Source organism: Sphingomonas sp. UBA978, assembly GCF_002292295.1.
In the GTDB taxonomy this organism is placed as follows: Bacteria; Pseudomonadota; Alphaproteobacteria; order Sphingomonadales; family Sphingomonadaceae; genus Sphingomonas.
The window spans coordinates 283,511-302,129 of sequence record NZ_DBBS01000021.1 but is presented as its reverse complement, the minus strand read 5'-3'; the positions used below and the strand labels follow the sequence as shown (position 1 = coordinate 302,129).

16 protein-coding genes are annotated in these 18,619 nt (G+C 70.3%); 9 read left to right on the top strand and 7 right to left on the bottom strand.

Annotated elements, in window-relative coordinates; all coding sequences use genetic code 11:
• Nucleotides 1-111 precede the first annotated feature (111 nt).
• Nucleotides 112-1,047, bottom strand: a complete 936-nt coding sequence (locus tag B2515_RS16465; protein WP_293878184.1) for a hypothetical protein — start codon at nt 1,045-1,047, stop codon at nt 112-114.
• A gap of 105 nt (nt 1,048-1,152) precedes the next feature.
• Entirely contained in the window at nt 1,153-2,133 is a 981-nt protein-coding gene (locus B2515_RS16460; RefSeq protein WP_293878182.1) for a quinone oxidoreductase family protein, read from the bottom strand.
• Nucleotides 2,134-2,234: 101 nt separating this feature from the next.
• Here B2515_RS16460 and B2515_RS16455 point away from each other — a divergent pair, with 101 nt between their 5' ends.
• A complete protein-coding gene (locus tag B2515_RS16455) occupies nt 2,235-3,656 on the top strand; it encodes an aldehyde dehydrogenase family protein (protein ID WP_293878180.1) in 1,422 nt (473 codons plus the stop codon).
• A gap of 40 nt (nt 3,657-3,696) precedes the next feature.
• Here the strand turns inward: B2515_RS16455 and B2515_RS16450 are convergent, their stop codons facing one another.
• Nucleotides 3,697-4,365: a spermidine synthase gene (locus B2515_RS16450; protein ID WP_293878178.1), complete on the bottom strand. Its 669-nt coding sequence runs from the start codon at nt 4,363-4,365 to the stop codon at nt 3,697-3,699.
• 165 nt (nt 4,366-4,530) lie between these two features.
• On the opposite strand from B2515_RS16450, the gene B2515_RS16445 reads away from it, so the two are divergent.
• Nucleotides 4,531-4,881 carry a DUF6481 family protein gene (locus tag B2515_RS16445; protein WP_293878176.1) on the top strand — a complete coding sequence of 117 codons (351 nt, stop codon included), beginning with the start codon at nt 4,531-4,533 and terminating at the stop codon, nt 4,879-4,881.
• 156 nt (nt 4,882-5,037) lie between these two features.
• Here B2515_RS16445 and B2515_RS16440 read toward each other — a convergent pair whose 3' ends face one another.
• The 3 genes from B2515_RS16440 to B2515_RS16430 form a co-directional block, all read right to left on the bottom strand.
• Nucleotides 5,038-9,156, bottom strand: coding sequence for a translocation/assembly module TamB domain-containing protein (locus B2515_RS16440; protein ID WP_293878174.1), 4,119 nt, complete (start codon nt 9,154-9,156; stop codon nt 5,038-5,040).
• Nucleotides 9,153-11,102 (bottom strand): autotransporter assembly complex protein TamA, encoded by a 1,950-nt coding sequence (locus B2515_RS16435; RefSeq protein WP_293878172.1) that lies wholly within the window; start codon nt 11,100-11,102, stop codon nt 9,153-9,155. The genes B2515_RS16440 and B2515_RS16435 overlap by 4 nt, the downstream gene beginning before the upstream one ends.
• A gap of 148 nt (nt 11,103-11,250) precedes the next feature.
• Nucleotides 11,251-11,460, bottom strand: a complete 210-nt coding sequence (locus B2515_RS16430; protein ID WP_293878171.1) for a hypothetical protein — start codon at nt 11,458-11,460, stop codon at nt 11,251-11,253.
• Between the two features lie 183 nt (nt 11,461-11,643).
• Between B2515_RS16430 and B2515_RS16425 the strand changes: the two genes are divergently transcribed.
• Complete coding sequence (locus B2515_RS16425; protein ID WP_293878169.1) at nt 11,644-11,814, top strand: hypothetical protein; 171 nt, start codon at nt 11,644-11,646, stop codon at nt 11,812-11,814.
• Here the strand turns inward: B2515_RS16425 and B2515_RS16420 are convergent, their stop codons facing one another.
• On the bottom strand, nt 11,815-12,432 hold the full coding sequence (locus tag B2515_RS16420) for a S24 family peptidase (protein ID WP_293878168.1): 618 nt from the start codon (nt 12,430-12,432) through the stop codon (nt 11,815-11,817). It abuts the gene before it with no gap.
• 79 nt (nt 12,433-12,511) lie between these two features.
• Here B2515_RS16420 and B2515_RS16415 point away from each other — a divergent pair, with 79 nt between their 5' ends.
• The 6 genes from B2515_RS16415 to B2515_RS16390 all read left to right on the top strand — a co-directional run bounded on the left by B2515_RS16415 (nt 12,512) and on the right by B2515_RS16390 (nt 18,566).
• Nucleotides 12,512-12,700 (top strand): hypothetical protein, encoded by a 189-nt coding sequence (locus B2515_RS16415; protein WP_293878524.1) that lies wholly within the window; start codon nt 12,512-12,514, stop codon nt 12,698-12,700.
• A complete protein-coding gene (locus B2515_RS16410) occupies nt 12,697-12,966 on the top strand; it encodes a hypothetical protein (protein WP_293878166.1) in 270 nt (89 codons plus the stop codon). Before B2515_RS16415 ends, B2515_RS16410 begins: the two co-directional genes overlap by 4 nt.
• 26 nt (nt 12,967-12,992) lie before the next feature.
• Nucleotides 12,993-13,775: a tryptophan 2,3-dioxygenase gene (locus B2515_RS16405; protein WP_293878164.1), complete on the top strand. Its 783-nt coding sequence runs from the start codon at nt 12,993-12,995 to the stop codon at nt 13,773-13,775.
• Nucleotides 13,776-13,907: 132 nt separating this feature from the next.
• Entirely contained in the window at nt 13,908-16,034 is a 2,127-nt protein-coding gene (locus tag B2515_RS16400) for a TonB-dependent receptor (RefSeq protein WP_293878162.1), read from the top strand.
• A 111-nt stretch (nt 16,035-16,145) separates the two neighbouring features.
• Complete coding sequence (locus B2515_RS16395) at nt 16,146-17,330, top strand: acyl-CoA dehydrogenase (RefSeq protein ID WP_293878160.1); 1,185 nt, start codon at nt 16,146-16,148, stop codon at nt 17,328-17,330.
• A 99-nt stretch (nt 17,331-17,429) separates the two neighbouring features.
• On the top strand, nt 17,430-18,566 hold the full coding sequence (locus B2515_RS16390) for a CaiB/BaiF CoA transferase family protein (protein WP_293878158.1): 1,137 nt from the start codon (nt 17,430-17,432) through the stop codon (nt 18,564-18,566).
• The last annotated feature ends 53 nt before the right edge of the window (nt 18,567-18,619 follow it).

The following is an 18,619-nucleotide window of genomic DNA, read 5'->3' as shown; positions in this document are numbered from 1 at the left end:
ACTCCGCCGACCGCCTTGCACCGCGGCCGATGGCGCGATCACGTCATCGCGATGACAAAGACGTCATTTGGGACGTCATTTGCGACGTCATTTGGCCCGGCGCGCCGATGGTCATTTGCCCCCGGCACCCTTGCCATCGGCGGGTTTGCCGGCCGGTGCGTCCGTCCGGTCCTTATCCGCAGCCTTGACGATGCTGCGGGCGATCATCGCCACCTTGGTCGCGCCGCGCTGCGTGCCCGATCCATCGTACAATGCCTTCAGATAGCCGCGGTCGAAGGCGGTCATTTCCGTCGGCGGCGCCGCGGCGGGATCGAACAGCGTCAGGATCGTGTCGCCGCCGGTCGCGCCCTTGGGACGGATCATCGCCAGCGTCCGCATCGCGGCATAATCCGCCATCTGCTGCAGGCTGTGGCCGAGCACGGCCTTGCGATCGACCAGCATCACCGTCGACAGCATGTCGCGACGGATCGCCAGCCCGATCCGCGTCGCGATCGGCACCTGCAACGTCGGCGGCCCGTCGGTGCTCTGCGACAGGCGATCGCCATCGCGGCTGCGCACCTCGCTGACGCTCCAGACGTGGACCGGCCCGGGCTCCTTCAGGATCTCGCGCATCTCGCTCGGCTGGTAATCGCGGAACATCCAGGGCCTGCGCTTCATCAGCCGCTCCGCCTCCGCCCGGCTGTCGTCGACGAACATGACGAGGATGTTGGGCGTGCAGCCGTCCCCGGCCAGCGCGATCCCCGCCGCATCGGCATTCTCGGCCAGCCGGGCGCCGATCGTCCGCAGCATCGGCAACGGCAGCCCCGCGGTGGCGAAGCAGACCGGATCGGTGAAGCGCGCCAGCGGCTGGTCGAAGCCGACGCGTGGCGAGATCGCGCGGGCCAGCGCCCGGGTCTTCACCTCGTCCGCGAGAGCCCGGCCCTCGACCACGATCGGGTCGGCGGCCGCGCCGGGATCGGCCGGCGGCACGGTCTGCGCGCCGACTCCCGCCGTCGCCAGCATCGCGCCGGCGAATGCCGCCACCCGCATCGATCCCCAGACCCCCATGTCCCGCCGCTCCCATCGCAGGGCGCCGACACCCCCGCGCCGACGCAACGTTCCTGCTTATCCCAGCCGTCGGGCGATCCCGCAATGGCCCTGACGACCGGCGGATCAATCGACGGTGAAGATGCTGCTCCCGTGCGTCTCCCCCGCCTCCAGCGCCCGGTGTGCCGCCGCCGCATCCTCCAGCGCGAACCGCTGGCCGATGGCCGGCCGGATCGCCCCCTCGCGCAGCATCGCGAACACGCGCTCGACCCCGGCGCGGCGCTCCTCGGGGGTGACGTAATAGTCGAACAGCGTTGGCCGCGTGACGAACAGCGATCCCTTCGCCGCCAGTATACCCAGGTCGATGCCGTTCACCGGCCCGCCGGCATTGCCGTAACTGACGATCAGCCCGCGCCGTGCGACCGCCGCCAGCGTCGCCTGCCACGTCGCCATGCCGACGCCGTCGAACACCGTGGCGACGCCCTGCCCGCCGGTGATCTCGCGCACCCGCGCCGCGACATCCTCGTCACGGTGCAGGATGACATGATCGGCACCGGCTTCGCGGGCATGCGCCGCCTTGTCCGCCGATCCCGCCGTGCCGATCACGGTCGCGCCGATCGCCTTCAGCCAGCCGACCAGCAACTGGCCGACGCCGCCCGCCGCCGCCCAGACCAGCACCGTCTGCCCCGCCTCGACCCGCGCACAGCGTTCGACCAGCAATTCGGTCGTGCAGCCCTTCAGCAGCAGCGCCGCCGCGGTCTCGTCGTCGACGTCGTCGGGCAGGTGCAGCAATTGCGTCGCGGCGACGTTGCGCGCGGTCGCATAGGCGCCGCGCGCGGGCCCGAAGGTGCCGACTCGATCGCCGACCGCAAAATCCGCGACGCCGTCGCCGACCGCCTCGACCACGCCCGCCGCTTCGCTGCCCAGCCCGGCGGGCAGGTCGATCGGATAGATGCCGCGGCGGTGATAGGTGTCGATATAGTTCAGCCCGACCGCGCGATGCCGCATCCGCACCTCGCCCGGCCCCGGCGGCGGCAGGTCGACGTCGACCCATTCGATCACTTCCGGACCGCCCGTCCGTTCAATCCGCGCTACCCGTTCGCTCATCGGCCGCTTTTCCTTTTGCTCGTCCGGGCATACGCGTTTCGGGTTGCAACTGTTCCCGCCGCGCCGCACACCGCTGGCAAACATATATGGAGAGCGATGCGATGCATGCCCAAGACTTCTACATCGACGGCGCCTGGGTCCCCAGCGAGGGCGGCCGCAGCCATCAGGTCATCGACCCGTCGACCGAACAGCCGGTGACGACGATCACGCTCGGCACGCAGGCCGACGTCGACAAGGCGGTCGCCGCCGCGCGCAAGGCGTTCGACGGCTTCTCGCAGACCAGCCCGGACGAGCGCGCCGACCTGCTCGACCGCATCGTCGAGGCGTATAAGGCGCGCATTCCCGATCTCGCCAAGGCGGTCAGCCAGGAAATGGGCGCGCCGATCGGCTTCGCGCAGGCGGCGCAGGCGCCCGCCGGGCTCGGCCACATCATGGGGGCGGTGAAGGCGCTCCGCGAATTCACCTTCTCCGAACAGGTCGGCAAGGCGCGCGTCGTCCATGAACCGATCGGCGTCGTCGCGATGATTACGCCGTGGAACTGGCCGCTCAACCAGATCTGCGCCAAGGTCGCCCCCGCCCTCGCCGGCGGCAATACGATCGTGCTCAAGCCGTCCGAGGAAGCGCCGAGCTGCGCGCTGATCCTCGCCGAGATCCTGCACGACGCCGGCGTTCCGGCGGGCGTCTTCAACCTCGTCAACGGCGACGGTCCCACCGTCGGCGCGGCGCTGTCGACGCATCCCGACGTCGATATGGTGAGCTTCACCGGATCGACCCGCGCCGGCATCGCGGTGGCGCAGGCCGCCGCCGCGACCGTCAAGCGCGTTCATCAGGAACTGGGCGGCAAGGCCCCCAATCTGGTGCTGGAGGGCGCCGACCTCGCCGCGGTGCTGCCACCGACCTTGCAGGGCGTGCTCGCCAATTCGGGGCAGAGCTGCATCGCCCCCACCCGCCTGCTCGTCCACGAAAGCCAGGCGGACGAGGCGGCGCAGGTCGCCCGGGCGATCTTCGAGGCGACGCCGATCGGCGACCCCGCCGAGATGGGCGCGCACATCGGCCCCGTCGTCAACAAGGCGCAGTTCGACAAGATCCAGGAATTGATCCAGTCGGCGATCGACGAGGGCGCGACGCTGGTCACCGGCGGTCCGGGCCGGCCCGACGGCCGCAACGCGGGCTATTACATCCGCCCGACCGTCTTCGCCGACGTGACGCCCGACATGCGGATCGCGCGCGAAGAGACGTTCGGCCCGGTCGCGACGATCACCCGCTACGGCACGCAGGACGAGGCGATCGCGCTTGCCAACGCCACCGAATACGGCCTGTCTGCCGCCATCTCCGGCGACCCCGCCGCCGCCGCCCGGGTCGCGCCGCGCCTGCGCGCCGGGCTGGTCACGATCAACGCCTGGAGCGGCCCCAGCGGCACGCCGTTCGGCGGCTACAAACAATCCGGCAACGGCCGCGAGGGCGGCAAATACGGTATCGCCGACTTCATGGAGCTGAAGACGATCGTCGGCGAACCGGCCTGACCCCGGGATCGGCCCCTTCGAGCGGAGGGGCCGATCGCCGTCACCGTCCGACGGCGAACCAGATCGTGTGCATCGCGCCCTTGCCATTGCTGCGTGCCCGCACCGTCACCTCGTCCACGTCGAACCCGACTTCGCGCAAGCGCCGTGCGAAGGCGGCATCCTTGGCGGCGGACCACACCGCCAGCACGCCGCCCGGCCGCAGCGCCGCGCGCGCCATCGCGAGGCCGCGGGCGGAATAGAGCCGATCGTTCGCCGCACGCACCAGCCCGTCCGGCCCGTTGTCGACATCGAGCAGGATCGCATCATAGCTGCCGCGCCCGGCCGCGATCAGCTCGGCGACGTCGGCGAACTCCACCGCGACTCGGGGATCGTCGAGGCAGCCATCGGTCAGCGCCGCCATCGGCCCGCGCGCCCAGTCGACGATTGCCGGCACCAGCTCCGCCACCGTCACCCGCGCTTGGCCGCTGAGCCTGGCCAGCGCCGCGCGCAACGTGAACCCCATCCCGTACCCGCCGACCAGCAGATGCGGCGCGGGCGTGCGCAGCCGGTCGATCGTCATCACCGCCAGCGCCTCTTCGGATCCGCTCATCCGGCTGTTCATCAGCTCGTTGCGCTCGAGCACGATCATGAAATCGCCCCCGCGCCGGAACAGCCGCAGCGGCTCGCCGCCCGGCACATCGGCCGTCCCCAACAATTCGCGCGGCGTCATGCCCGTGTCACTCCCTCGTGCTGTAACCGGGCCCGTACCGCGCCCCATCCGTCATGGCGATGGCACGTTTTTGGAGAATGGGGCGTTTTGCTCTAACGGACGGTCCGGACGACCACGCACGCCGCGTGGCCGCCGCACGAAACCGACAGGATCTTCACTACCCACATGCCAGCCTACAAGCCCCAGACGTTCCAGGAGCGCGCCGCCCTTTCCGCCCAGGCCAAGCAGGCCGCGCTCGACAAACTGCGCGCCAAGCCCCCGCTCGACCCGGCGATTGTCGCCGAGCGCAAGGCTGCGGCGGACGCGAAGGAAGCCGCCCTCGCCCAGAAGCGTGCGGAAAAGCAGGCCGCCCGCGAACGCGAAATCGCAGAGAAGAAGGCCGCCGCGGAAGCCGCAGCGCTCGCCGCTGCCGAAGCCGCCGCCAAGGCCAAGCCCAAGATTCCGACCGAAGCCGAGATGAAGGCCGCCCGCGACGCCCGCTACGCCGCCCGCAAGCAGCGCGTCGGCAAGCGCTGACACCGCGTCGGGTCCCGCGGTACGGCCGCGGGACCCACGACCGCCACCCCTTTAACCGTCACCACGCATCCGTTCCGCGGTGACGGATCATTTGCGGCAGGCGTGGCGACTCACATATGACATAGCGCGTGGCGCGAACGGGCCATTCCCGCCCCCTCAATAATCCTTTGACACCCGCACGTTGGCGCTTTGTCGGCCCAGCGTCGAGATGCTCGACAGAAGCGACAGCCAGCGCGTCACCTGAAACTCGACCTGAGTCGCGGAATAGCCCTGACCGTCGGTCACGATCTCCGCATACAGCCGCCGCGTCACATATTTGCCCGCCGCGATCGACGTCCCCTGCCCGGTCTGCGGATCGGCCGGCAGGATGCGCAGCCGGTCGAGCCCCGCCGCCCGCCGCACCGCATTGATCGGGTTGAGCCCGTTGCCGCCGCTCTGCAGAGCCGCCACCGCCGACGCTAGCTGCAACGCCTCCGGCGCCGACAGGCTGGTGATCGACGTGCCGAACAGCAGCCGCGACAGCAATTCGTCCTGCGGCAGCGTCGGCACGCTCGAAAAGCCGATCTCGGGCTTCAGCGCGGTCCCCGTCACCCGGATCGACGCGCTGAGGCCGGTGCTGTCCGCATTCGCCTCGATATCCAGCGCCGGATTGGCCGGCACCTCGCCGGCGAAGCGGATGATGCCGCGGCTTAGCTCGAACTTACGGCCCGCGAATTCGTAATCGCCGCGCACCATGGTCGCCGTGCCCGTGATCGCCGGATTGGCCGGCTCGCCCGCGATTCCGAGGTCCGCCGACCATTCGCTCGACAGGCCGAGGCCGCTGACGATGACCTTGTCCGCCGCCTTCGCCTTTATCGCCAGCGTCCATGGCGTGACCGGCGCCTCGTCCTCCTCGCCGCCGTCGGGCAGGTTGATCTCGCGGATGTTGAGCCGCGGCACCGCGGTCGCCGCGGTCGCCTGTCCCAGCCGGTAGCGGCTGCGGTTGAGCACCACGTCGCCCGCGATCCGCCCGCCCGACCCGTCGGAGGTAAAGGTCAGCGGCCCGGTCACCGTCGCGCCGATATCGTCGCGGTTGATCATCACCGCGCGATCGGCTGCGAGACGGATGTCGATGCCGATCCCGTGCGCCGCGGCGAAGTCGAACCCGCCGCTGCCGGTCACCCGCCCGCCCTTGCCGGCGTCGGCGGCAAAGCGGTCGATCTGCAACTGCGATCCCCCGAACCGCCCGGTCGCGGTGACGTTGGTCAGCACGGTGCCGGTGTTCGCGCTCTCGATCCGCGCGCCGCTCGCCTGCAGCACGCCGCGGATCACCGGCGCGCCGATCCGGCCGCTGACGTCCGCGCCGATTGCGACCGGCCCCGACAGGTCGAACAATTCGACCCCGGTCAACCGCCACAGGGTGTCCGCCGGCCCCTGATAGCGCAGTTGCGCGAACAGCGGCGCGGCGGCGATCCGGCTGGCGAGGTCGCCCGCGCCCAGCGGCCGCAGCAGCGCCTGCCCGCGCCCGATCGTCTTCCCACCCGACGCCATCACCGCGCGCACGCCCAGCCGGTCCGCGGACAGCGCCGCCGCCAGTCCGACGTCGATCGGCCGCGACGACAGCACCAGCCCGGCGCGGCTCAGCCCACGCACTGTGACGTTCGCCTTGCCGGTCGGCGCCTGCCCGTCGACCGCGTCGTAGCTGAACGTGCCCGACGCGGTGCCGCTCAGCCCCAGCCGGGGAAAGCCGATGTCGAGGATCGCGAGCGGCATCCGCGTCAGCGACGCATCCACCGCGAGTCCCCCCGCCCCGAACCGTCCGCTTACCGCGCCCTCGCCACCGGCGAAGGCCAGTCTGGTCTGCGCCAGCCGCCAGCCGTCGCCGTCGCGCACGATCTCCGCCGGGGTCAGCAGCTTGAGCGGTCGCCGGTCGAGCGTGCCTTCCGCCGCGACGACATAGCGGTCGGGCGACACCTGCGTCACCGTCTGGATATCGAACGCCCGCCCGCGCGACCCGGCGATCGACGCGCGTACTTCGCCCGTCCCGCCGCGCAACCGTGCATTGCCGGCGAAGCGCGCCAGGCTCAGCCGCCCCTGTCGCAGGCCCAGCCCCGTCGCGGTCGCGTCGATCGACGTGCCGGCCGGATCGAGCAGCATCGTCGCATCCAGCCGCCCGCGCCGCAGCGTCGCGGCGTCCAGCCGCGCGTTGGCCGCGTCGAGATGGATCTCGATCCGCTGCACCGTCCCTACGGGTCGGAACAGCAATTCACCCGACAGGCCGCCGCCGGCGACGCCCAGCCGCCCGGCGAACCCGCCGGTCACGATTCCCAGCCGCCCCGACGCATTGGTCCCGCTCACCGCCAGCCGGTCGACCTGGATCACGTCGTCCACCCCCGGCGGCAGCAGCAGGATCGCGCCCGCGCCGCTGAACGGCCCCAGCCGCGACCCGCCCTCGGCCCGCCACGCAAAGCCCTGCGACGTCGGATCGAGGTGCGCGCGCACCTGCGACAGGCCCAGCGTGTCGTTGGGCCGCGCGAACACGAGGTCGAGCGTCGGCCGGTCGATCCTGCCGTCCAGCTTCAGCGTCACCGGCCCGTATTGCGTGTGCCGCCCGACCGCCTCGATATGGAAGGTCTCGTCGCGCCGCCGCAGCCCGTTGCCGCGCAGCGTGAGCCGCGGCGAGGTCAGCACCATGTCCGCGAAATGGAGCACGCCGTCGGGCGTCCGCTCCAGCCCGGTGACGATCCGCGGCAGGCCGCCGGTCAGCGCGCGCAAGAAGCCATTGTCGAGCCGTACCACCTGCACTGTGCCGCGCCCGACGATCCGCGTGCCGCGCCCGCCCGCGCCCGGCACGACGCGCAGGTCGCTGCGCAGGTCGACGATGCCGAGCCCCTTGATATACAGTCGGTTGAGCGTGCCGTTCAGCCCGACCTCATAGCGGCCGGTGGCGAAATCCACCGCCAGCATGATCCGCCCCGCCAGCTTGTCCGAACGCAGCCGCAGCGCGTCCCCGGTCAGCAGCGAGCCCTTGAGGGTCAACGACCCGTCGAGGCTGAGGTTGCGCAGGATGCCGCCCGCGACATTGCCGACGCCGGTCACCTCCGCGGCGGCGAAGCGCACCGGCATCGTCAGCACACGCTGTCCCAGCCGCCCGCTGCCGGCAAGTCGCACGCCGCGCATCCCGGTCCGGTCGACGCCCAGCCGGTCGGCCCGCAGCCGATAATCGAAACGTGCGGTGTCGAAGCCGCCGTCGATCACCCCGCGCAGTTCGATGCCGCTGCCGCTCATCGTCGGGATCACCGCCGCGGGGCGCAGCAGCCGCGCCCGGACCCGCACGTTGCGGAACGCGCTTGCCCCCAGATCGATCAGCCCGGTCGCCTCCGCCGCGATCGCCGGACTGCGCAGCGACAGCGTCCCGTCCAGCCGCCGCCCGGCGAAGGTCGCGCTGCCGTTCACCAGCACCCGCGGGCTTGCCAGCCGCCGCGCCAGTCCACCGACCAGCCCGCCGGGTGCCATCTGCCCCGACAGCGTATAGCGCCCCGCGTCCGCCGCCAGCGCGAGGTCGATCGCGCGAAACTTGCTCGCCCGCCCCACCGCGCGACCGCGCCACCGCGACCAGCTGCCGTCGCCGCCGATATCGAGCGTCAGCGCACGGCGGACGCCGATGGTCCGCGCCAGCACGCCGCCCGCCGCGCCCGCCGCCCGCACGTCGATATCGAACCGGTCGCGGTCCGGCTCGGCATCGATGCGCAGCGCCAGCCGGTCCGATCCCGCCACCGCCGCATCGAGCCGCACCAGCGCCCGCCCGCGCCGGATATCCGCCCGGCCCGCGACCCGCCCGACCCGCTCGGTGCCCAGCACGGGTTTCGCCAGCACGAGCCGGTCGATCGCCAGCCGGCCGATGCGAATGTCGAAATCGGGCAGGATCGGGCCGCGCTTCGCGGATGCGCGCGTGCGCGGCGCGTGGAACAGCGTCGCCTGCGGGATCGCCAGCGCCCGTATCTCCAGCCGGTTGCGGAACCAGAGCCACGGCGTCCAGTCGAGCGTCACCGCCGGCGCCTGCACCAGCAGTCCGTCGAGGTCGTGGACGCGCACGTCCTTCAGCCGCGCCCGCCCGTACAGCGACCCGTCGATCCGTCCGATCGTGAAGCGCAGCCCGTTGCTCGTCCGGATCGTGCCGATCCGCTCGGCGACCCAGCGATGGCCGATATCGGTGTCGACGATCAGCAGCGCGGCGGCGAACACCGCCACCAGCGCCGCCAGCGCCAGCCCGATCCGCCGCAGCCAGCGGCTCAAAACGCCTGTCCCAGCGACACATAGACCGCCACCCGGCTGTCGCCCGGCTGCGGGTTGAGCGGCGTGCCGACGTCGAGGCGGATCGGGCCGAAGTTGGAATAATAACGCACGCCGACGCCCGCGCCATATTGGAAGTCGCTCAGCCCGGGCAGCGCGCTGGTATAGATCGTGCCGCCGTCGAGGAACGGCACGATGCCGAAATTGCCGAACGCCTTGACCCGCGCCTCGATCGAGAATTCGGCAAGGCTGCGCCCGCCGATGGGATCGTTATTGACGTCGCGCGGTCCGATCGCCTGATAGCCATAGCCGCGCACCGATGCGCCGCCGCCCGCGTAGAACCGCCGCGACGGCGCGATGCTGTCGCGCGATGCACCCAGGATCGATCCCAGCCGGATCCGCTCGGCGAGCACCAGCCCGCTCTTCACCGGCTGATAGGCGCTGCCGTCCAGCTGCATGCGCGCGTAGCCGAAAGCTGCGCCCTGCAGCGAGAATTCGGGGCTGATCCGCCCGCCCAGCCGGAACCCGCGCCGGGGATCGAGCAGGTCGTCGGTGCCGTCGTAATTGAGGCTGGTCGGCGCCGCCGCGATGTAGAAGGTGCGGCGCCGCGGCTGCCCGGTCGCGGCGATGACGTCACGCTCGTCGGAGGTGACGAGTTCGCCGCCCAGCGACCAGGTCCACGCCTTCTGGAAGAAGATCGTCGTCTGCCGCTCCAGCGTCGCCGACAGCGAGAAGGTGTTGGCCTCATAGGCATCGCGCTGCAGGTGCGCGGCGGCGACCTGTGCGGTCAGCACCCGGTCGCGCCCCCCGAAATTGTTGCGGCGGAACACGAGGCTGCCCAGCTGCTCGCGCGTCCCCGCCACGCCGCGCACGGTCAGCGCGCCCTCGGGCGGGAACAGGTTGCGATGCGTCCAGCTCAGCTCTGCACGCGCGCCCTCGCCGGTGCCATAGCCCACCTCGCCCGCGATCGTCCGCGGCGGCGCCGGCTCCAGCTTTACGCCGATATCGACCGTGCCGGGCACCGTCCCCTTGACCGGTTTCAGCACGACCGACGAGACGAGGCTGGTCTGGATCAGCGCCCGCCGCAGGTCGTCGAGCGACGAGGCGTCATAGGTCTCGCCCGGCACAAAGCGCGCGATCTCCTGCACGTGATGCGCGTCGAACACGCCGTTGCCGGGCAGCGCGACGACGCTGCCGAACCGCCGCTCCGCCCCCGGCGCCACCGCGAGGTCGAGCGTCGCGGTCTTGGTCGCATGATCGACGACGATCTGCGATTCGCCGACGTCGGCGAAGGGAAAGCCCTCCTGCCCGATCCGCGTCTTCAGCCGCGCCTCGCCCGCGACGATCGCATCGGCATTGACCGCGTCCTGCGCCTTCACGCCGAAGGCGTCGCGCAGCGCCCCCGCCTTGTCCTCCGCCGCCGCGACCCCGCCCAGCGTCACGCCCTTGAAGCGATAGAGCGTCCCCGGCTCCGCCTGCAGCACGACGAGCGGCTTCGCCCCCGGCTCGACCCGCGTCGACACCCGCGCATCATAATAGCCCTCGCCGCGCAGCAGCGACTGGAGCAGGTCCGCATCCTCGCGCGCGCGGCGGTCGATCTGCGCGGCATTGGCGGCGCTGCCGTCGTTGGCGTTGAGCGTCGACAGATCGTCGAAGCGCTGGCGCAGCAGCGGCGTCGCCGCCGCGTCTACCCCGTCGATCCGCCACGCATAGCGCGTCTCGGCGGCACCATCGGTCGCCTGCGTCGCGACGGTGGCGCCGGCGTCCGCCCCCAGGTCCGGCCAGGCGACGCCGATATCGGGCAGCGGCGCCAGCGGCGCGTTGGGATCGAGCGGCGTCACGGGGTCGAGCGGAAGGGGCTCGGCGGGCATGGTCTGCGCCGCGGCCGGTCCGGAGAGAAGAAGCATGGCAGTCGCGCCAAGCCCGAACCACCCCACACGCGCCACCATGGCGACGGTCCTAGCGTGCGCGATCCCGCCGCAACAGTCCCATATCAGACCCTTTTCCGATCAAGCGGGCATGGCGACCGTCAAATGGCGGGGTCGGGGTTTGGTCACACGACGGCACCCCATGAACCGCGCGTGCCCACCCCGCCCCTCAATGCACCGTGCCGACCGCCTCGTCCGACGCCATCAGCGCGATGAGCCGTTCGGTCTGGCGCCAGCGGCAGAAATGCAGATGGTTGCCGATGTCCCGCATCCGCCCCGCCCGGATCGCCGCCTCGATAGGGGCCTCGTCGCCGAAGGTCGCGATCAGCTCCGCTGCCTCGACGACCTGCTGGGCGTCGGCGAGATAAAGGGCGGACATGCGATACTCCCGGGTACGATACGGACGCCGCTCATCCTACAATCGCCGTGCCACTTCAACCGCATCGCCCCCATCCGGCGGGCGTCGATGGTAAACGGCGCGGCCGGGCCCACCGCCGCCTTGTGCCGCCTGTCCCGTCCCGGCACGCTGGCGTCCCGCGGCGGGACGTGGCAGGGCGCTCGCATGGCCGACACTCCTCCTTCCGCCGCGGGCGGCATCCTCATCGCGCTATGCACGATCGGCGGCACCGTCGTCGGCCTGACGCAGGGCCAGGTGACGATCGGGTTCCTCGCCGGGCTCGTCATCGGCAGCCTCGGCGCGGTAGCCATCTGGCTACGCGACCACCGTCGGTAATCAGCGCGGTTCGCGCATCAGCCAGACGACGCGGCCGATCACCTCGACCGGGCCGTCCGGCACCGGCGGCGCCGTAGGATTGTCGCTCACTACCCTCAACCCGGCGCGTCCGCGGCTGACGCGCTTCACCATCACCGCATCGTCGATCCGCACCACGTACACCCCGCCGCGCGCATCGGGTGTTCGCCGGACGCGGTCGACCACGATCAGGTCGCCGTCGACCAGTCCCGGCTCCATCGAATCGCCGCGCACCCGCACGATCGCCGCCTGCCCCTCACGCAAGCCCAGCCGCGTCGCCAGCGCCGGGTCGATCGCCGCCGCCCCGATCGCGATCTCGCCATCGACGAACGCACCCGGCCCCGCCGAGGCGGCGATATCGAGTCGCGGCAGGGTGAACGGCCGCCGCCCGGGCGCCGCGCCTAGCTCCACCTCGTCCACCCCGAAATAGTCCGCCAGCCGGCGCCGGTCGTCGTCGGCCAGCCGCCGCGGCGATCCCCGCGCGACGAATTGCTGGAGATAGGCCGCGTTGCGCCCGAGCATGGCCGACAGCGCCGCCAGGCTGTCGCCCCGCGCCGCCGCCAGCGCCGTCAACCGGCCCCTCGGTTCGATCGTCTCCACATAGGATGCGATAGCGTAGGAAATTTTCCTAGACAAGTTGGATCAACCGGAACAGATCGCGAACAGAACAGATGGACTCGTGAGGGAATCGATGTGCCTGCTCATCAAGATCGACCGCTATCTCCGCCACACCGGCATGTCGCGCAGCCAGTTCGGCCGGCTGTCGATCAACGATCCGCGTCTCGTCACCGACATGATGCGCGGCCGGGTGATCGGGCCGGAGAATGTCGCGCGGATCGAACGCTTCATGGCCGGGCGGCAGGGATGATGCTGCGCGCGCTGGCTGCCGACGCGCGGCCCTATGGCGTGACACTGGCCCTGCGCGACGCCGCCGAGCAGCCATGGTCCAGCGCCACCTTCACCGGCGTGCGGCTCGACCTCGTCCTCGCGATCGACGGCGCCGATCCCGCCGCATGGCTCGCCGCCTTGCCCGAGGCGGAGTTGCCGGTCCCCGGCCGGCTCGTCGCCGACCTCGCCGTCGTCACCGCCACCGCCACCACCGCGACGCTGCAGGTGCTGCTGCTGGAGACATGACCGCGGCTCCGCTACACCTGCCCGCCATGACGATCACCTATCGCAGCTACCTGCGCCTGCCCGAACTGCTCGCCGTCCAGACGCCGCTCAGCGACGTCCATGACGAATTGCTGTTCGTCACCATCCATCAGGCGTCGGAACTGTGGATGAAATTGTGCCTGCACGAACTGGGCGAGGCGCGCCGCCGCATCGCCGACGACGACCTGCCGCCGGCGCTCAAGATGATGGCGCGTGTCAGCCGCATCCAGACGCAGCTGATCCAGTCGTGGGAGGTGCTGGCGACGATGACGCCGGCCGATTACGCGGCGATGCGCGGCAGCCTCGGCACCAGTTCGGGCTTCCAGTCCGATCAATATCGCCAGCTCGAGTTCATCATGGGCAACCGCAATCCGGCGATGGTCGCGGTGTTCGAGGAGGCGGAGGTACGCGACCGCCTGTCCGCCGAACTGGCCCGGCCGAGCCTGTACGACGAGGCGCTGCGCCTTCTCGCCCGCCGCGGCCTGCCGGTGCCCACCGACCGGCTCGACCGCGATTTCGCTACCATCGCCGCGCCGTCGCGCTCGGTCGAGGCCTGCTGGGCCACCGTCTACGGCGATCCGTCCGCCTGGTGGGACCTGTACGAACTCGCTGAAAAGCTGGTCGACCTCGAATATCACGTCCAGCTCTGGCGCTTCGGCCATCTCAAGACGGTAGAGCGCGTCATCGGCTTCAAGACCGGCACCGGCGGCACCGTTGGCGTGCCCTATCTCGCGCGCGTCGTCGAACAGCGCTTCTTCCCCGAACTGCTCGACGTCCGCACCAGCCTCTGACGCTCCGGCCTGTGGCAGGAAAACCACAGTGCTGCACTGCACCCAACATGACATGGATTTCATTTTGATATAACGTAACATCGCCGTTATGAGACAGCGCGTCTGCACAATCGCCTGTTTCCCGGAGTATCGATGCTGAAGTTCACCCTGCTCGCCGGCGCCGCCCTGATCGCCAGTCCCGCCGTCGCGCAAACCGCCACCCCGCCCGCGCCGGCGGCGGCCGCCGCGCCGCATGGCCGGGACATCATCGTCACTGCCGCACTGCCGCAGAGCGAGCGCGACGTGCTGCAGGGCACCTCGGTCATCTCCGGCGAGGAACTGACCCGCAACCTGCGCCCGACGATCGGCGAGACGCTCGCCCGCCAGCCCGGCGTGTCGGCGACCTCCTTCGGTCCCAGCGCCTCGCGGCCGATCCTGCGCGGCTTCCAGGGCGATCGCATCCGCGTGCTCACCGACGGCATCGGCTCGATCGACGTCAGCAACACCAGCGTCGACCATGCCGTCATCATCGATCCCCTGCTCGCCGAGCGGATCGAGGTGCTGCGCGGCCCGTCGGCATTGCTGTTCGGCTCGTCCGCGGTCGGCGGCGTCGTCAACGTCATCGACACCCGCATCCCGCGTAGCGTCCCCGAAAATGGCTATCGCCTCAACGGCATCGCCAATTACGGCTCGGCCGCGGACGAACGCTCGGGCGGCGCCGCCGGCGATGTGGCGGTCGGCGAACACCTTGTCCTGCATGCCGACGGGTCGTATCTGAAGGCGAACGACCTTCGCACTGGCAAGGGCTATCTGCTGTCCCCCGCCGCCCGCGCCGCCGCGCTGAGTCAGGTCGGCCTGCCGCAGGACGGCGACGAGCCGATCGACTTCGCCGGCACCGCCGCGCTGCGCAACCGCCTGCCCAATTCGGCCGCCGAGACGTGGACCGCGGGCGCGGGCGCGTCGATCATCACCGACACCGGCAACCTCGGCGTCTCCTACAGCCATTACGACAGCCTCTATGGCGTCCCCATCCGCTACGCGACCGCGGTCGGGCAGGAGCAGGAGGCGCCGCGCCTCTCCGTCGTCCAGAACCGCGTCGACCTGCGCGGCGAGGTCAACACCGGCGGCGGCTTCCTCGACAAGATCCGCATCCGCGCCGGCCAGGCAAGCTATCGCCACTTCGAGCTGGAGGAAGACGGCAGCGTCGGCACCGCCTTCTACAACAAGGGGCTCGAGGGGCGGCTCGAGGTCGTCCAGGCCAATCGCGGCGGCTGGCAGGGCGCGTCCGGCGTCCAGTATTTCAACCGCATCTTCAACGTCGTCGGCGACGAGGCCTTTCTGCCGAAGAACGAAACCAACCAGACCGGCTTCTTCACGCTGCAACAATATAGCGCGGGTCCGTTCCGCGCCGAGGGCGGCCTTCGCTACGAACTGACCGACGTCGCCGGGCGCGTACCGGCCGGCAACGACCGCTTCTTCGGCGGCAATCGCCATTTCGAGGCGCTGTCGGGCTCGATCGGCGCGTCCTACGCGATCAGCGACGGCATCCGCATCGGCCTCAACGGCTCGCGCACCGAACGCGCGCCGTCGGCGGAGGAATTGCTCGCCAACGGCCCGCACGCCGGCACGCAGGCCTATGAGCTCGGCAATCCCGACTTCCGCCTCGAAAAATCATGGGGTCTCGAGGCGACGCTGCACGCGCATGGCGACGGCTACAGCTTCGATGCCTCCGCCTATTACAACTGGTTCTCCAACTATATCTCGGAAAACCGCGTCGATCCCTCGGTCTGCCTGACCCGCACCGACGAACTCGATGGCCTGCCCTGCTTCCAGTATCAGCAGGGCGACGCGCGCTATTACGGCTTCGAGGCGGACGCCTCGGTGCGGCTCGCGCAGATCGGCGGCTATGCGATCAACGCCGACCTGCTCGGCGACTATGTCCACGCCAATATCGTCGATTCCGGCCCCGTTCCCCGTATCCCGCCCGCGCGCGTGCTCGGCGGGATCGAGGCGCAGGGCGACCGGCTCGGCGGCCGGGTCGAGGTCGAGCACGTCTTCCCGCAGAACCGCCTCGCCGCATTCGAGACGCGCACCGACGATTACACGATGGTCAACGCGAGCGCATCGATCAGCCCGTTTGGCAAGGACAGCAAGACCAGCCTGCTGCTCTCGGCGAACAACCTGTTCGACGTGGTCGCGCGCCGCCATTCGAGCTTCCTCAAGGATTTCGCGCCGCTCGCCGGCCGCGACATCCGCGTGACGCTCCGCTTCGGGCTGTAACGCCCCTCTGAACACCCCCGTCACCCCGGAACACGTCCGGGGTGACGGAAAGGCGCCCCCTTGCCCCCTCACCCATTCCCCCGTACCGCATCTTCAAAAGGAGACGATGCGATGGCCGGCATGGGCAAGTTCGACTGGGCCGATCCCTTCCTGCTCGACGATCAGTTGAGCGAGGACGAACGGATGATCCGCGACACCGCGCGCAGCTACGCGCAGGACAGGCTCGCGCCGCGGATCGTCGCGGCGTTCCAGCACGAACACACCGATCCCGACATCTTCCGCGAGATGGGCGAACTCGGCCTGCTCGGGCCGACGGTGCCGGAGGAATATGGCGGCGTCGGCGCGGGTTACGTCGCCTATGGCCTCGTCGCGCGCGAGGTCGAGCGGATCGATTCGGGCTATCGCTCGATGATGAGCGTCCAGTCCAGCCTCGTCATGTATCCGATCTACGCCTATGGCTCCGAAGAGCAGAAGCGCGCCTTCCTGCCGAAGCTCGCCAGCGGCGAATATATCGGCTGCTTCGGCCTGACCGAACCCGATGCCGGCTCCGATCCCGGCGGCATGACCACCCGCGCGCGCAAGGTCGAGGGCGGTTACGTCCTGTCGGGCGCCAAGACCTGGATTTCGAACTCGCCGATCGCCGACGTCTTCGTCGTCTGGGCCAAGTCCGACGCGCATGGCGGCGCGATCCGCGGCTTCATCCTCACCAAGGGCATGAAGGGCCTGTCCGCCCCCAAGATCGAGGGCAAGCTGTCCCTGCGCGCCTCGATCACCGGCGGCATCGTCATGGAGGACGTCGCGGTCGGCGACGACGCGCTGCTGCCTAATGTCGAGGGGCTGAAGGGGCCGTTCGGCTGCCTCAACCGCGCGCGCTACGGCATCAGCTGGGGGGCGCTCGGCGCGGCCGAATTCTGCTTCCACGCCGCGCGCCAGTACGGCCTCGACCGCAAGCAGTTCGGCACGCCGCTCGCCGGTCGCCAACTCTACCAGAAGAAGCTCGCCGACATGGAGACGGAGATCGCGCTCGGCCTGCAGGCCTCGCTGCGCGTCGGCCGGCTGATGGACGAAGGCCGCTTCGCCCCCGAAATGGTGTCGATCGTCAAGCGCAACAACGTCGGCAAAGCGCTCGATATCGCCCGGACGGCGCGCGACATGCACGGCGGCAACGGTATCTCGGGCGAATATCAGGTCATGCGCCACGCAATGAACCTCGAAACGGTCAACACCTATGAAGGCGCGCACGACGTCCATGCCCTCATCCTCGGCCGCGCCATCACCGGCATCGCGGCGTTCTGACTGTGTCCGTCATTGCGACCAAAGCGAAGCGATCCGGAGCCGAGCCAGGACGCGCTGGATTGCCGCGCGACGCGCGCAATGACGAACGGCGGCCGGCCGATGCCTGACCACCCCCTCGCCGGCCTCAAGGTCCTCGAACTCGCCCGCATCCTTGCCGGGCCATGGGCGGGTCAGGTCCTCGCCGACCTCGGCGCGGCCGTCACCAAGGTCGAATCCCCCGCCGGCGACGACACCCGCCGCTGGGGCCCGCCCTTCGTCGACAACCCGGACGGCACGCAGGACGCCGCCTACTTCCACGCCTGCAACCGCGGCAAGACCAGCCGGGTCATCGACTTTACCACCGCCGAAGGCCAGGCGCAGGTCCGCGCCCTCGCCGCCGAAGCGGACGTGCTGATCGAGAATTTCAAGGTCGGCGGCCTCGCCAAATATGGCCTCGATTACGCCAGCCTCTCCGCCCTCAACCCGCGCCTCGTCTATTGCTCGATCACCGGCTTCGGGCAGGACGGCCCCTATGCCCCGCGCGCCGGCTACGACTTCATCGTGCAGGGCATGAGCGGGATGATGGACCTGACCGGCGAACCCGCCGGCGCCCCGCAGAAGATCGGCGTCGCCATGGCCGACATCGCCACCGGCCTCTATGCCGTCATCGCCATCCAGGCCGCGCTTGCGATGCGCGAGCGGACCGGCCGCGGCCAGCAGATCGACATGGCGCTGCTCGACACGATGACCGGCGTCCTCGCCAACCAGGCGGCGAACTACTTCGGCAGCGGCGTCACCCCGACCCGCGTCGGCAACGCGCATGTCAACGTCTGCCCCTATGCCGTGTTCGAGACGGCCGACGGCTGGTTCATCCTCGCGGTCGGCAACGACGGCCAGTTCCGCCGCTTCTGCGCCGTCGTCGGCCTCGACGCGGCGGACCCGCGCTACGCCACCAACGCGCTCCGGCTGGCGCATCGCGAACCGCTGTTCGCGGCGATCACCGCCGCCACCCGCCGCTTCGAGCGCGACGACCTGCTCGCCCGGCTGGAGGTCGCCGGCGTTCCCGCCGGCCCGATCAACACCGTCGAACAGGCCCTGCACGACCCGCAGGTCGTCGCCCGCGGCATGGTCCTCGACCTGGAGCCGATCAGGGGTCTGCGCACCCCGATCCGCTTTTCCGACGCCGACCTCGCCACCGACCGGCCCGCTCCGGCGCTGAATTCCGGGAGGCATACGGGAGTAGTTCCGTCCCGATAGCATAGTGCGGCCAGCGTCCTTCACAGCATTGACGCCAGCCATAACATTTGTTG